Here is a 13,769-nt window from a genome sequence, read left to right on the forward strand (position 1 = left end):
AAGTATAGAACGTCCCTGGAAGAGGGGCATGTAATGCCCCTGTGCCTTTATGTTTCGGTTTGAATATACGTGGCCGTCAGAACGGCATGCCCGCGGCCTGCTGCAGGTTGCTCATCACCACCTGGACCATGTTCAGCACCAGGAAGACCAGAATCGGCGACAGATCCAGCCCGCCCATGGGCGGCAGCAGGTTGCGGAACGGGGCCATGATGGGCTCGGTGATCTGGTGGATGATCTGGATGCCGGGGTGCGGATTGCCGGGCGCCAGCCAGCTGATCACGATCATGCCGATGATGGCGAAGAAGTAGATGGTCAGTACAAGACTGATTACCTTGAGCAGCCCCCAGACCAGCAGTGCCAGCGGCTGGAAGGCGTAGCCGGCAAGGCTGAGGATGACCAGGTACATGATGGCCTGGAACAGGATGGCGACGATCAGCGACGCGCCGTCAAAGCGCTTGAACGGCGGCACCATCTTCCGCACGGGATCGGTAACCGGGTTGGTGGCTTTGGCGATGAATTGGCTGATGGGGTTGAAGAAATCCACCTGGCAGAGCTGGAAGAGGAACCGGAGGATCAGCAGCGTCAGGTAGAAAGTGGTGAGCATCTGGAGGGATGAAACCAGGATTTCGGTGCCCATGGGTATCTCTGCTCCTTAAAGCGAATTCTGGCCCGGAGGCTTTCGCGTGGTCTGAAAAGGGGTGGCCGGGAGTTCTGTCCGGGAAGCTCTGGAGCCATGGATGGCGGAAGAGCAGCGTACAGGGATGTATTTACAGCGTTTCCCGGACAGAACTCCCGGCCACCCCGTTGGCAACGTGTTAAGTGGCTTGGATTATAAAGCTTTTTTCAACTGCTCCGACAGCTCCGCCGAACGCGTCTTCGCCGCATTGAACGCCTTTTTCACGATGTCCCTCAGGCCGCCTTTCTCGAGGGCATCCACCGCCTGTTCCGTGGTGCCGCCGGGGGACATGACGTTGCGCCGCAGCTGGTCCGGCGCTTCGTCGCCCCGGGAGCACATCTCCGCTGCCCCCGCCATGGTCTGGATGGCGAGCTGGCGGGCGGTCTCAGGATGTACGCCGGCGTCGATGGCCGCCGCTTCCATGGACTCCACCAGCAGGTAGCAGTAGGCCGGGCCGCTGCCGGAGAGAGCGGTGACAGCATGCATCTCTTCTTCCTGCTCGAGCCAGACGGCCAGCCCGATGCTGCTGAAGATATCCGTCACGGTGTCGCGCTGTTCCTTGGACACGCCGTCCGTCGCATAGAGCGCGGTCGCGCCCTTGCCGACCAGGGACGGCGTGTTGGGCATGCAGCGGACCATGGGCACATCACCGCCGAGCCAGTTGCTGATGGTTTCTGAATCCAGGCCGGCGGCGATGGAGACGGCGAGCGGGCGGGTGTTCTGGACCACGCTGGCAATATCCTGGCAGGCCTCGGCCATGATCTGGGGTTTGACCGCCAGGATCAGGATGTCCGCCTGGCTGGCGCAGTGGCGGTTATCCGTGGTGGTGTAGATGCCGAAGTCGTTGCGCAGGCTCTGGAGGTGTTTGTCCTCCGGCGCGCTGGCCCAGATGCGCGAGGGATCATAGCCATTGGCGACCAGGCCACCCAGGATGGCGCGGGCCATATTGCCGGCGCCTATGAACGAAATGGCGGGTTGCTGCGGGTCCTGTTGCATTACTGAGCCTCGTAGTCGCGGGGTCCGAAAAGGGCGGTGCCCAGGCGCACGATGGTGGCGCCCTCGGCGATGGCGGCTTCCAGGTCGCCGGACATGCCCATGGACAGAGTGTCCAGAGCCCCATTATCCACGCCGCGCCTTACCTCAGCCAGCAAACCAGCCAGCTCGCGGAACCGCTCACGCTGCACCGCCGCCGGATTGGCCGGATCCGGAATCGCCATCAGCCCCCGCAGCCGGCACCCTTCAAGCCCACTCAGCTCCTGCGCCAGCCCCGGAACCTCCTCCGGACGCACGCCGGATTTGGTCGGTTCATCATCGATATTGACCTGAATACAAAGATTCAGCGGCGCCATGCCCGCCGGCCGCTGCTCACTCAGCCGCCGCGCCACCTTGGCGCGGTCAATGCTGTGCACCCAGCTGAAATGCTCCGCCACCGGGCGCGTCTTGTTCGACTGCAGCGGCCCGATGAAATGCCACTCCAGATCCGGCAGATCCGAAAGCGCCTCAATCTTGTCCAGCGCCTCCTGGATGTAGTTCTCCCCAAATGCCTTCTGCCCCGCCTCGGCGGCCTCCCGGAGCAGTTCCGCCGGCTTGGTCTTGGAAACGGCCAGCAGCTGCACGCCTGCCGGATCCCTTTCAGCCTCCTCGGCCGCGGAACGGATGCGCGTGGCTGCCTTTTCGAGGTTCTCTGCTATGCTGATCATTGGCTCTGCCCGGGGGAATGTGACGGCTCATAAAGTAACGTCTGCCCCTGTAAAAACCAAGCTACGACCAGATTCAGATTGCCCTGACCGCCGTGTATAAGGTCTGAAGCTGGGAGGAGGGGAGTGCTTTCCGGGAAGCTCTGGAGCCAAAGATGGCGGAAGAGCAGCGTAGAGGGGTTTGCGCGATTGAGCGCAAACGGGTTTACACGGATGTAAACCCTGGACTTTTCAGCGGAGCACGATAGCGCAGCTGAAAAGTATTTACAGCGATTCCCGCAAAGCACTCCCCTCCTCCCAGCAGGCACGGAGTCAGAGGCTTCCAGAACGACCGAGGCTGTACATGGATATAACCGAACTGCTTGCGTTCTCCGCCAAACAGGGCGCATCCGACCTCCACCTCTCCGCCGGCCTGCCCCCCATGATCCGGGTGGACGGCGACGTGCGCAGGATCAACCTGCCGCCCATGGAGCACAAGGAAGTGCACCGGCTCATCTACGACATCATGAACGACAAGCAGCGCAAGGACTACGAAGAGTTCCTCGAGACCGACTTCTCCTTCGAGGTGCCCGGCGTCGCGCGCTTCCGTGTCAACGTCTTCAACCAGAACCGCGGCTCCGGCGCCGTCTTCCGGACCATCCCCTCCAAGGTCCTGACCATGGAAGACCTCGGCATGGGCCAAGTGTTCAAGGACATCTCCTCCAACCCGCGCGGCCTGGTGCTGGTGACCGGCCCCACCGGCTCCGGTAAGTCCACCACGTTGGCCGCGATGATCGACTACATCAACGAGACCCGGTACGACCACATCCTCACCATCGAGGACCCCATCGAATTCGTGCACGACTCCAAGAAATGCCTGATGAACCAGCGGGAAGTGCACCGGGATACACTGGGTTTCAACGAATCACTGCGCTCCGCGCTGCGGGAAGACCCCGACATCATCCTGGTTGGCGAGCTGCGGGACCTCGAGACCATCCGCCTGGCCCTGACCGCCGCCGAAACCGGCCACCTGGTGTTCGGCACCCTGCACACCACCTCCGCCGCCAAGACCATCGACCGGGTCGTGGACGTCTTCCCGGCGGAGGAAAAGGCCATGGTACGCTCGATGCTGTCGGAGTCCCTGCAGGCGGTGGTCTCCCAGGCACTGCTGAAGAAAAACGGTGGCGGCCGGGTTGCCGCGCACGAGATCATGATCGGCAACTCGGCGATCCGGAACCTGATCCGCGAAGACAAGGTGGCGCAGATGTACTCCGCCATCCAGACAGGCGGTCAACTGGGCATGCAGACCCTGGACCAGCATCTGAAGAACCTGCTGCAGAAGGGTACTATCTCCCGCGAGGAGGCCCAGGCCAAGGCCAAGATGCCGGACAATTTCTGATAAGGGGCGGGGAATACGGTCATGGAACTCGAGAAACTGCTCAAGGTTGTGGTCGATAAAAACGGCTCGGACCTGTTCATCACCACCGGTGTGCCACCCAGCGTCAAGATCAATGGGCGCATCGTGCCGGTCACCAAGGAACCGCTGACGCCGGAGAAAACCCGTGAGCTGGTGTACGGCTCAATGACGGACAAACAGGCGCGGGAATTCGACGAGAACAACGAATGCAACTACGCGCTCAGCGCCCGGGGGATCGGGCGCTTCCGTGTCAGTGCCTTCTTCCAGCGCAACCTCTGCGGCATGGTGCTGCGCCGGATCGAGACCGAGATTCCCCAGCTCGATGACCTCGGTCTGCCCGATACCATCAGCGAGCTGGCAATGACCAAGCGAGGCCTGATCATCTTCGTGGGCGCCACCGGCACCGGTAAGTCCACCTCGCTGGCGGCGATGCTCGGGCACCGCAACCAGAACAGCCGGGGGCACATCGTCTCGGTGGAGGACCCGATCGAGTTCATCCACCAGCACCGCGGGTGCATCGTGACCCAGCGCGAGGTGGGGGTGGATACCGACTCGTTCGAGACCGCGCTCAAGAACACCCTGCGCCAGGCGCCGGATGTGATCCTGATCGGTGAGGTGCGCACCGCCAAGACCATGGAGTACGCCGTCACCTTCGCCGAAACCGGCCACCTCTGCCTGGCCACCCTGCACGCCAACAATGCCAACCAGGCGCTGGACCGGATCATCAACTTCTTCTCGCCGGAAGTGCACAACCAGATCTGGATGGACCTGTCGCTCAATCTCAAGGCCATCGTGGCCCAGCAACTCATCCCCACGCCCGACGGCAACGGCCGGGTCGCGGCGATCGAGGTGCTGATCAATACACCGCTGGCCCAGGACATGATTCGCAAGGGCGAGGTGGACAAGCTCAAGGACCTGATGACCAAATCCGGCGAGTCAGGCATGCAGACCTTCGACCAGGCGCTGTACCACCACTATGCCGACGGCCGGATCACCTACAAGGATGCTCTGGCGCACGCGGACTCCGCCAACGACCTGCGCCTGATGATCAAGCTCGGGGCCGACGCCGCCACCGCTGACGAACTGTCCAGCTCGGTGGACAAGCTCTCCATCCAGGACGATGGGTAACGCCCTGCTGGCGGAGCTGCTCACCGGGTTTGCCGTTGGGGGCATGCTGGCCATGGCCGGCGTGCTCATGCAGGTGCTGCTGCGCACACCCCTGGCGGAGCCCTATGTGCTGGGTGTATCCGGCGGCGCCGCCAGTGCCGGCCTGGTCTGCATGCTGCTCGGGCTGGGCGGGTGGTGGATCTCCGGTTTCGCGCTGGTGACGAGTCTCTTCTCCCTGGCGGTGGTCTTTCTGGTGGGCGGCGGTGATGCCCGGGTGCCCCGGGAACGGCTGCTGCTGACCGGGGTGGTGATGGCCGCCGGCTGGAGCACCGTCATCAGCTTCCTGCTGGCACTGGAATCCAGCGCCTCCGTGCACGACATGCTCTACTGGCTGATGGGCGACCTGAACCGCTCCATCTCCCCCTGGTGGGGACTGATCGCCCTGGGGCTGGCACTGGTGGCCGGCTGGGTCATGGCCCCGGCGCTTGACCTGTTGGTGCGTGGCGATGAACAGGCCGCTGTGCTGGGCGTGGAAGTGCACCGGGTGCGCCTGGTGTGCTACGTGCTGGCGGCGGTGCTGACGGCGCTGGCGGTGACCCTCGCCGGGCCCATCGGTTTCGTTGGTCTGGTGGTCCCGCACCTGGTCAGGCTCCGCGTGGGCGCGCGCCACCGCATACTGCTGCCGTTCTCGGTTCTGGTGGGCGGCATCTATCTGACCGGTCTCAATGTCATCGCCGGCCTGCCACTGCTTCCGGCCTCGATCCCGGTGGGCATCCTCTCGGCCATTGTGGGCATTCCTGTGTTCCTCTATATGCTGCAGCGAACAAGGATCGGTGGCTGATGGCATCACTGCAGCTGGACCAGCTTGCATTCGGGCATCGCGGCCGGGCGCTCACCGAAGCGGTGACCCTGGAGGCCCGCTCCGGGGAGTTCTGGGCAGTCCTTGGCGAGAACGGCTCCGGCAAGAGCACGCTCATGGCGACACTGGCCGGGCTGTTACCGCCGCTCGCCGGGCAGGTGGCGGTGGATGGTGTGAACCTGGGGCGCATGCCGCGCAAGGTCCTGGCTCGCCGGCTGGGTCTGCTGCTCCAGCACCAGGATGTGGCTTTTCCCTATTCCGTGCGCGAGACGGTCAGCGCTGGGCGCTACGCCCACCGCCCGCCATGGCGGCCGCTGCGCCGGGAAGATCACGCGGCGGTTGAGCGTGCCCTGGAGGAGACCGGCCTGCTGGCGTTCGCCGAGCTGCGGGCGGACCAGGTCTCCGGAGGCGAACAGCGCCGTGTGGCGATCGCCACCCTGCTGGCCCAGGAGCCGGGTGCCCTGCTGCTGGATGAGCCGGTCAACCACCTGGACGTGCGCCACGAAGTGGCCCTGATGGACCGCTTCCGGGAGTATGCGGACGACGGGCGGCTGATCATGGTCTCGCTGCACGATGTGAACCTTGCCAGCCAGTACGCGGATCGGCTGCTGATGCTGTACGCTGATGGCACCTGGGAGGCCGGGAAGACGGCGGAACTGCTGACCGAGGACCGGCTGGAACACCTCTACGGGGTCCCTCTAAAAGAAGTCGGCTCGGAAGAGACGCCCTTCTGGGTGCCCCTGGGCCACCGCAAACGGAATCGACGATGAGCAACCAGACACTGATTCTGGGCGGCATCCGCTCAGGCAAGAGCGCCCTGGCCGAAGCCGAGGCGGCCACCAGCGGCCCGCCTGTGGTGTACGTGGCCACGGCCACCGCCGGCGACGGCGAAATGGTCGATCGCATCGCCCGCCACCAGCAGCGGCGCCCTGATGACTGGGGGCTGGATGAGGAGCCGGTGGCGCTGGGCGGCGTCCTGGCAAGACACCGGGAAGAGGCGCCCTGCCTGCTGATTGACTGCATGAGCCTGTGGCTTGGCAATCTTCTGGGTGAAGAGGAAGGCGCACTGGAACGCGAGCGCGAGGCCTTCCTGGACCAGCTGGAACGCTACCCCGGCCCACTGGTGATCGTCAGCAATGAGGTGGGGCTGGGTGTGATCGGCATGGACGCGCTGACCCGCCGCTTCTGCGACGAACTGGGCTGGCTCAACCAGGCGCTGGCGCAGCGTTGCAATCAGGTGGTGCTGTCGGTGGCCGGGCTGCCGCAGGTGCTCAAGGGTTCCCGGGGTGGTGGGCAATCAGGCAGCTGAGCCATTCGCTGGTTTCCGTGATCCGGTCCATCCGGATCCGGCTGCGGCAGGCAAAGGGTACGGAGACAGCACCCATGGCATGTTCCAGCGGCGTGGCCATGGCCATAGCCAGGATCATGCGGATCACCCCACCATGGCAGACCAGCAGGGTGCGCTGGCCTTCAAGCTGTTCCCGCCAGTGCAACATGGCGCCTTCCACCCGCTGGTAGAAAGCCGCGATGTTTTCGCCGCCAGGGGGCGGGCAGTTGACCGGATCCCGCCAGAACGCCTTGAGGGCATCCGGAGTTTCCCGGGCAATCGCTTCCGGCGTGTGGCCGTCCCAGTCGCCAAAGCTCATCTCCTGAAGGTCGCGCTCCTCGTAGAGGGGGAGCTCCCTGGCTTCAACCACGGACGCGGCGAAATCGGCGCAGCGCTTCAGGGGTGAGGTCAGCACCGCATCCCATTGGTCCGATTCGAAGACCTGGGCCTGCATCTGCTGCCAGCCCTGGTCACTCAGGGGGTCATCAATCAGGCCCCGGTACTTGCGGCCACCCTCAGGTTCACCGTGCCGGATCAGGTCGAAAAAGGTGCCCGGTCGCTCGGGGCTGTCAGCCATCGGTTACTCCCGCCTCCGTGAAGGTTGCCATTTCATTGTGCAGCGCACAGGCAGAGCGTAGCACTGGAACGGCCACGGCGGCACCGCTGCCTTCACCCAGTCGCATGTCCAGGTCCAGCACCGCCGTTGCACCCATGGCCTCGAGCATGGTGCGGTGGCCCGGCTCCCGGGACTGGTGGGAGAAATGCAGCCACTGCATCAGGTTCGGGCTCAGGTGCGTGGCCACCAGGGCGGCGGCGGTGACGATGAAGCCATCCACCAGGACCGGGATGCCACGGTGGGCCGAGCCGATCATGGCGCCGGCAAGCGCGGCAATCTCAAAACCGCCGAGGGAGGCGAGGGCGTTGAAGGGATCCGTGTCGCTGCCGTGGCGTTGCAGGGCAGCGCGGATGCGGCGGGCCTTGCGGGCCACGCCCAGCTCATCCAGCCCGGTGCCCGGGCCCACCAGTTCCTCCACCCGGGTCCCGAGCAACAGACTGGCCAGTGCCGAGGCGCTGGTGGTGTTGCCAATGCCCATGTCACCGCCAATGAACAGTTCCGCTCCGGCCTCCGAGGCGCGTCCCGCCGCACGGTCACCGGCCTCCAGGGCCTGCTCCAGCTGCTCCACGCTCATCGCCGTTTCCTGCATGAGATTGCGGGTGCCCGGGGCTATCCATTCGTTGATGACCCCCCGGTCGTCCGGCAGTGGGTGGGCCACGCCCATGTTGATGACCTCCAGGGTGGCCCCGAGCTGGCGCGCCAGTACGCTGATGGCAGCTCCGCCGGCGGCAAAGTTCGCCACCATCTGCGCCGTGACCTCCTGGGGGAAGGCGGAGACCCCATCCGCCGCAATGCCGTGATCCCCGGCAAAGACGGCAATGTGCACCCGGTCCACGGCGGGCCGGTCGCGGTTCTGCTGCGCACAGAGGTGGCAGGCCAGCGCCTCCAGCTGCCCCAGGGACCCGGGGGGCTTGGTCAACTGCTGCTGGCGCGCCACGGCCCTGTCGTGGTGGGCGCGGGAAGGGTGCGGAAGGGGCTGCTGCCAGAAGGGATCAGTCATGGCTTGGTACCGCATTGGTGAAATGGGTGCACCTTACTCCGAAGGAACCGCAAGTGCCAGGGTGGCCGCCTTTACCGGCGGCGGGCTGGGCTATAGAATTCCTTTCCCTTTGATCCAATTCCCGGGCCCCTCCATGGCTTCTGATGTGACTACCGACATCTATCGGCTGAAGCCCGACCAGGTCAGAGCCGAGTTCCTTCAGCTGCTGCCCATTGCGGTGTTCGTGGTGATCTTCGGCATCGCCTTTGGCCTGGCGGCGGGGCAGGCCGGGCTGACGCCCTGGCAGGCGGGCCTGATGAGCGTCACCGTCTTTGCCGGCGCCGCTCAGTTCGCCTCGCTGGGGCTCTGGGGGCAGGAGGTTTCGCTGATCCCGTTGATCGCCATTGTGCTAGCCATCAACTCCCGCCATATCCTGATGGGCGCAGCCCTTTACCCGGTGCTGCGCAAGCTGCCGCCAGCGCGGCGTTACGGCATACTGCTTGTGCTCACCGATGCCAACTGGGCCCGCTCCTTCCAGCAGTACCAGGCCGGTCGCGAGAACCTCGAGGCCATTCTTGGCGGTGGCCTGGTGCTCTGGATGGCCTGGGTGGCCGGTACGCTGTTCGGAAGCTATTTCGGTGGTTTCGTGCAGAACCCGGAAGCCTTCGGGCTGGACATGGTGCTGGGGTGCTTCCTGCTGACCATGGCGTTGGGCGGCCCGAAATCGCGCCGGATCCTGCTGGCATGGACAGTGGCGGGCGTCTCGGCCGTCCTCGCCTGGCAGTGGCTGCCGCCGCATACCCACGTGATTGTAGGGGCCCTGGCTGGCGGTGTGGTGGGTCTCTTCTGGCTGGAGCCCTCGCATGATCGGTATTGAAACTACGACCCTTGGCATCCTGGCCATCATCCTTGTCATGGCGCTGGTAACTCTGGGCACCCGTTTCGGGGGCGCCTTCCTCATGGAAAGGGTGCCGCTCAACCGCCGGGTGGAGAGCTTCATCAACGCCATGGCAAGCTCCGTGTTGATCGCCATCGTTGTGCCCATGGCCTTTGCCGGGGATCTGGGTGCCAAGGCGGCGCTGCTGACCACGGCGGTCATCATGGTCGCCACGGGGCGCTCCCTGCCGGCCATCGGGGCAGGTTTCATGGCGGCGGCGCTGGTGCGGCAGTTCCTGTGATGGCGTGGGCGCTTCTGACCTGCCTGCTTGCCCTTGTTCTGGATTTTCTGGTGGGGGAACCCCGCCGTTGGCACCCACTGGTCGGCTTGGGCTGGTGCGCGGACCGCGTGGAGGCCGCGCTGAATCCCCGCGGTCGGGGCGGCATCCTGGCCGGCGGGCTGGCCGTGGCCCTGCTGGTGCTGCCGGTGATCGGCGTTGCCCTGGTGGCGGTGGCGCTGCCGTCGCCCTATGGGCTGATCGCGGCCGTGATCCTTCTCTGGCTCTGTATCGGCTACAGCAGTCTGGCGGAACATGGCATGGCGGTTTACCAGCCACTGATGAATTATGACCCGGAGACCGCCCGTGAGCGGGTAGGGATGATGGTCAGCCGGGACACCCGCGCGCTGGATGAAACCGGTACCGCTACCGCCGCGACGGAATCCCTTCTGGAAAATGGTGCGGACGCGATCTTCGCGAGCCTTTTCTGGTTTCTGGTGGCCGGCCTTCCAGGGCTGCTGCTGCATCGGGCCGTGAATACACTGGATGCCATGTGGGGCTATCGGTCGGAGCGGTTCAATCGATTCGGGCGTGTAGCGGCCCGGCTGGATGATGTCCTGAACTGGATTCCCGCCCGGCTGACCGCGCTGGGGTACGCGCTCGCGGGCCGGACGCGGATGGCGCTGAGATGCTGGAAAACCCAGGCGCGGGCGTGGGAAAGTCCCAACGCCGGCCCTGTGATGGCAGCCGGCGCGGGCGCGCTGGGTGTGCAGCTTGGCGGGCGCGCGCCGTATCACGACGGCTGGCGTGAACGGCCGCTGCTGGGCCATGGAGAAGACCCCGATGCCCTGACGATTCCTGCGGCGATCACGCTGATTCAGCGAAGTATCGTGCTCTGGATGCTTGCCGCGGCCGTCATAACGGTACTGATGAACGTCCCGGATTGGGGGGTGCTGTAAGTGGTGGCAACACACGGTGGTCGCCTGAACCAGGCGGCGCGGGATTGGGGAATTCCGCTCGAGCAGTGGCTGGATCTCTCCACTGGCATCAATCCCCGTCCCTGGCCTGTTCCCGAGCTGCCGGTTGAGGTCTGGCAGCGCCTCCCGGAAGACGACGACGGCCTGCCGGCACTTGCCCGGCGCTGGGCCGGCGCACCGGAGCGCGCGGGCTGCCTTCCCGTGGCGGGGACCCAGGCGGCGATACAGGCGCTTCCCCGTTTACGCGCCCCCGGGCGCATCGGGGTGCCGGAGCCGGCCTACGTGGAACATGCCGAGGGTTGGCGGGCCGCCGGGCATGAGGTGGTGCCCTTCAGCGCTTTCCCTTCGGATGAAGCCCTTTCCGGACTGGACGCCCTGGTCTGGATCAATCCCAACAACCCCACGGGCGAAACGGTCACGGCGAACCGTCTGCTGGCAGGCCACGAGCGCCTGGCGGGGCACGGTGGCTGGCTCGTGGTGGATGAAGCCTTTATTGATGCGGAGCCGGAGCAGAGCCTGGTTCCGGAGACAGGGCGACCCGGGCTGGTGGTCTACCGGTCACTGGGCAAGTTCTTCGGGCTGGCGGGCCTGAGGGCGGGGCTCGTGTTTGGTCCCAACGGACTCTGCGACCAGCTTGGCGAGACGCTTGGCCCCTGGGCTGTCAGTCATCCGGCCCGGTACCTGATGCAGCGGGCGCTGGCGGATACTGAGTGGCAGCAGGCGGCGGCCGAGCGCCTCAGGGCCGACAGCCAGCGTCTTTCCGGAATGCTCCTTGAGGCCGGCCTTGCGCCCCGGGGGGGCACCCCTTTGTTCATGTATTGCCCCCACGACGATGCCCGCCGTGTGGCGGATGCCCTGGCGGAACAGGCGGTACTGGTGCGCGTGTTCGACTCCCCCCCGGCACTGCGCTTTGGTCTGCCCGGCCCCGAAGCCGAGTGGCAGCACCTTGAGCAGGCCCTGGCCGGAATTTCCGGGGGGCGGGGCGACTACCGGTAGAACCGGGACATTTCCCTGAGCACGGACTGCACGATGGCGGGCTCAGGAGTAAACGCCGGTGCCGGCTCAAGGTCGTTATTCAGGGTCTCGACGTGGCCTGAGGCGTGCTGGACGATGTGATGGTCGTCCAGCAGTACGGCGTAATCCATGTAGCTGTGTGCGATGCTCCAGTCCCGCTGCCGGCGCTGAAAGAGGCCGTTGCCGGTGGCGTATTGCTCCGGATCGGTAGCCCCGCATCCCAGGGCCTGCCCCATGAAAGTGGGGGCCACATCGAAGTTCTCCGTGCGGTAATCGATGGTTCCGTCGCCGCGCCCGGGCCAGTGGACAATCATCGGCACATGCAGCTGGTACTGGCCGAAGTTGCTGCCGTGGCCCCAGTAGTTCTTCCCGTACTCATTGAACTCCTGGCCATGGTCTCCAGTGATCATGACAATGGTGGACGCGAGCAGCTCCCGCTCCCTGAGGTCCGAGAGTACACGCCCAATCTGGTTGTCCACGAAGTGCAGGGTGGACTTGTAGTTGTTGCGCATCAGCTCCGGGTTGAAATCCGGCCCCAGGGCGAGCTTGTTCACGGGGTCCCAATAGGGCTTGAATTTTACCGGGTAATCCTCCGGAACCCGGTGGTTGTGCGGGGTGTCGTAGAACAGGAATCCGAAGAAGGGGTCGCTGTTCCCGGAATTGCTGCGCTGTTCGGTAAACGCCAGCCAATCCTCGGTAATGCGGATATCCCGGTCCCACGGCTTGTCGCCAGGGGTTTCGAGCCTCAGATCCGCGACAGAGGCAAAGACGTTCTTGTTGAAGGCCGGGCTGATCAGCGGGGCGGAGCCCAGGATCTTCAGCTCGTAATCCAGCTCCTGCATGCGGGTGATCATGACAGGCGGGCGTTTCTCGCTGGTGAAGGCATCCCAGTAGCCTCCCGGCAGGGAATAGAAGAGCGTGAAGATGCCGGGTTTCGTGGCATTGCCGTTGGCGTAATGGTTAGTGAACTGGATGCTGTTGCCGGCAAAGGCCTCGATATTGGGCATCCAGCGTGAATCGACCATGTCACCACGGGCTCCGTCGATTGCAATGATCAGTATATTGGGCCGCTGGGCCGGCGACTCACAGGATAGGGGCTGTGTCGGGTAGTCCAACTGCCCACCGCCATTGTTGGTTGAAAGCGCGCCTGTGGCACTGCTCTTCTGCACCGCTTCCGGATCCACAAGCCCGTTCTTTTCCATAAAGCGCTTGGCGGTGGCGCCGTAATAGAGCGGTACAGCCCGGCTTGTGGAGGTGATCCGGCTGTCGTGGTTGGCATCGGCCCAGGCATGCCAGCTGTGGACCGTCAGCTGACCGGCGAAGACGGCGGCAATGCCAAGAGCGAGCCAGCGGCCACGGGGGCGGCGCCTTGCCAGTAGGGTCCCGATGACAAGCTCCAGCAGGAGCAGGCCGAGCGCTGTGCCACCGGCCATGGCCCACATCTGCCACGGGAAGGAGAAGACCTGGGTGCCGCCCTTGAGGGCCATATCCAGCACAAAGCCGGAAAGATGGAAGCGGAACTGGGCGTAGGTCACGGTGTCGATCAGCAGCAGCCCCAGCGCACTGGTGGCGTAGAGTGCCCCCAGGGTAATCAGCAGCTTCCGGCTGGGAATCAGGCCGATCACCAGCAGGGGAAGGCCTGCCACCAGGGCCAGCAGCGGGAACTGTGCCAGGTAGAGAAGGGTTACATAGGTGCCAGTAGTCCCATCCGGGATGTTGATCCATGGCAGGTAGCGCAGTCCTACCAGAAGAGCAAGCGCACCATTGATGAGCAGGAACCAGCCGGTCCAGTTCAGTCTCTGGCCGAGACCTTTGAGTTGAGTGTTCTGCAAATGCCCTCTCGCAATACGTTGGGTTTATCGAAGGACTCTTCATGATAGCGGCAGTTGCTGTTCCGCCCAATTGCCGCTGTATCCGTAGTTTCCCTGCGCTTACCCCGATCATTACTGTCTCTGCCCGAGTTGACC

Annotated in this window: 15 protein-coding genes; 9 read left to right on the plus strand and 6 right to left on the minus strand. The window is 64.6% G+C overall.

The window, feature by feature from the left end:
- Positions 1-76 precede the first annotated feature (76 nt).
- The 3 genes from H4I92_RS08960 to H4I92_RS08970 form a co-directional block, all read right to left on the minus strand.
- The gene (locus tag H4I92_RS08960; protein ID WP_077530257.1) at positions 77-637 is read right to left on the minus strand and encodes a YggT family protein; all 561 of its coding nucleotides are present in this window, start codon (positions 635-637) and stop codon (positions 77-79) included.
- A 192-nt stretch (positions 638-829) separates the two neighbouring features.
- A complete protein-coding gene (gene proC / locus H4I92_RS08965; protein ID WP_077530258.1) occupies positions 830-1,672 on the minus strand; it encodes a pyrroline-5-carboxylate reductase in 843 nt (280 codons plus the stop codon).
- Positions 1,672-2,376, minus strand: coding sequence for a YggS family pyridoxal phosphate-dependent enzyme (locus tag H4I92_RS08970; RefSeq protein ID WP_077530259.1), 705 nt, complete (start codon positions 2,374-2,376; stop codon positions 1,672-1,674). The genes proC and H4I92_RS08970 overlap by 1 nt, the downstream gene beginning before the upstream one ends.
- A 340-nt stretch (positions 2,377-2,716) precedes the next feature.
- Between H4I92_RS08970 and H4I92_RS08975 the strand changes: the two genes are divergently transcribed.
- From H4I92_RS08975 to cobU, 5 genes are read left to right on the plus strand one after another with little or no spacing between them, the layout of a single operon-like run.
- Entirely contained in the window at positions 2,717-3,751 is a 1,035-nt protein-coding gene (locus H4I92_RS08975) for a type IV pilus twitching motility protein PilT (protein ID WP_077530260.1), read from the plus strand.
- A 21-nt stretch (positions 3,752-3,772) separates the two neighbouring features.
- Positions 3,773-4,897 carry a PilT/PilU family type 4a pilus ATPase gene (locus tag H4I92_RS08980; RefSeq protein WP_077530261.1) on the plus strand — a complete coding sequence of 375 codons (1,125 nt, stop codon included), beginning with the start codon at positions 3,773-3,775 and terminating at the stop codon, positions 4,895-4,897.
- Positions 4,890-5,717 (plus strand): FecCD family ABC transporter permease, encoded by an 828-nt coding sequence (locus H4I92_RS08985; protein WP_077530262.1) that lies wholly within the window; start codon positions 4,890-4,892, stop codon positions 5,715-5,717. The genes H4I92_RS08980 and H4I92_RS08985 overlap by 8 nt, the downstream gene beginning before the upstream one ends.
- A complete protein-coding gene (locus tag H4I92_RS08990; RefSeq protein WP_077530263.1) occupies positions 5,717-6,505 on the plus strand; it encodes an ABC transporter ATP-binding protein in 789 nt (262 codons plus the stop codon). Before H4I92_RS08985 ends, H4I92_RS08990 begins: the two co-directional genes overlap by 1 nt.
- The gene (gene cobU, locus H4I92_RS08995) at positions 6,502-7,044 is read left to right on the plus strand and encodes a bifunctional adenosylcobinamide kinase/adenosylcobinamide-phosphate guanylyltransferase (protein ID WP_077530264.1); all 543 of its coding nucleotides are present in this window, start codon (positions 6,502-6,504) and stop codon (positions 7,042-7,044) included. Before H4I92_RS08990 ends, cobU begins: the two co-directional genes overlap by 4 nt.
- Here cobU and H4I92_RS09000 read toward each other — a convergent pair.
- Both H4I92_RS09000 and cobT read right to left on the minus strand, forming a co-directional pair.
- On the minus strand, positions 7,007-7,639 hold the full coding sequence (locus H4I92_RS09000) for a histidine phosphatase family protein (RefSeq protein WP_077530265.1): 633 nt from the start codon (positions 7,637-7,639) through the stop codon (positions 7,007-7,009). The two genes, cobU and H4I92_RS09000, sit on opposite strands and share 38 nt — an antisense overlap.
- Entirely contained in the window at positions 7,632-8,678 is a 1,047-nt protein-coding gene (gene cobT / locus H4I92_RS09005) for a nicotinate-nucleotide--dimethylbenzimidazole phosphoribosyltransferase (RefSeq protein ID WP_077530266.1), read from the minus strand. The genes H4I92_RS09000 and cobT overlap by 8 nt, the downstream gene beginning before the upstream one ends.
- 133 nt (positions 8,679-8,811) lie before the next feature.
- On the opposite strand from cobT, the gene H4I92_RS09010 reads away from it, so the two are divergent.
- From H4I92_RS09010 to cobD, 4 genes are read left to right on the plus strand one after another with little or no spacing between them, the layout of a single operon-like run.
- Entirely contained in the window at positions 8,812-9,534 is a 723-nt protein-coding gene (locus H4I92_RS09010; RefSeq protein ID WP_077531718.1) for an AzlC family ABC transporter permease, read from the plus strand.
- Positions 9,521-9,835: an AzlD family protein gene (locus H4I92_RS09015; protein ID WP_218668187.1), complete on the plus strand. Its 315-nt coding sequence runs from the start codon at positions 9,521-9,523 to the stop codon at positions 9,833-9,835. Before H4I92_RS09010 ends, H4I92_RS09015 begins: the two co-directional genes overlap by 14 nt.
- Complete coding sequence (gene cbiB, locus H4I92_RS09020) at positions 9,835-10,770, plus strand: adenosylcobinamide-phosphate synthase CbiB (RefSeq protein ID WP_077530267.1); 936 nt, start codon at positions 9,835-9,837, stop codon at positions 10,768-10,770. The genes H4I92_RS09015 and cbiB overlap by 1 nt, the downstream gene beginning before the upstream one ends.
- On the plus strand, positions 10,771-11,784 hold the full coding sequence (gene cobD / locus H4I92_RS09025; protein ID WP_077530268.1) for a threonine-phosphate decarboxylase CobD: 1,014 nt from the start codon (positions 10,771-10,773) through the stop codon (positions 11,782-11,784).
- Here cobD and H4I92_RS09030 read toward each other — a convergent pair.
- Positions 11,775-13,634 (minus strand): DUF3413 domain-containing protein, encoded by a 1,860-nt coding sequence (locus tag H4I92_RS09030; protein ID WP_077530269.1) that lies wholly within the window; start codon positions 13,632-13,634, stop codon positions 11,775-11,777. The genes cobD and H4I92_RS09030 overlap by 10 nt on opposite strands.
- Positions 13,635-13,769: the final 135 nt, after the last annotated feature.

It is taken from the genome of Vreelandella halophila (assembly GCF_019903425.1).
Lineage (GTDB): Bacteria > Pseudomonadota > Gammaproteobacteria > Pseudomonadales > Oleiphilaceae > Halospina > Halospina halophila.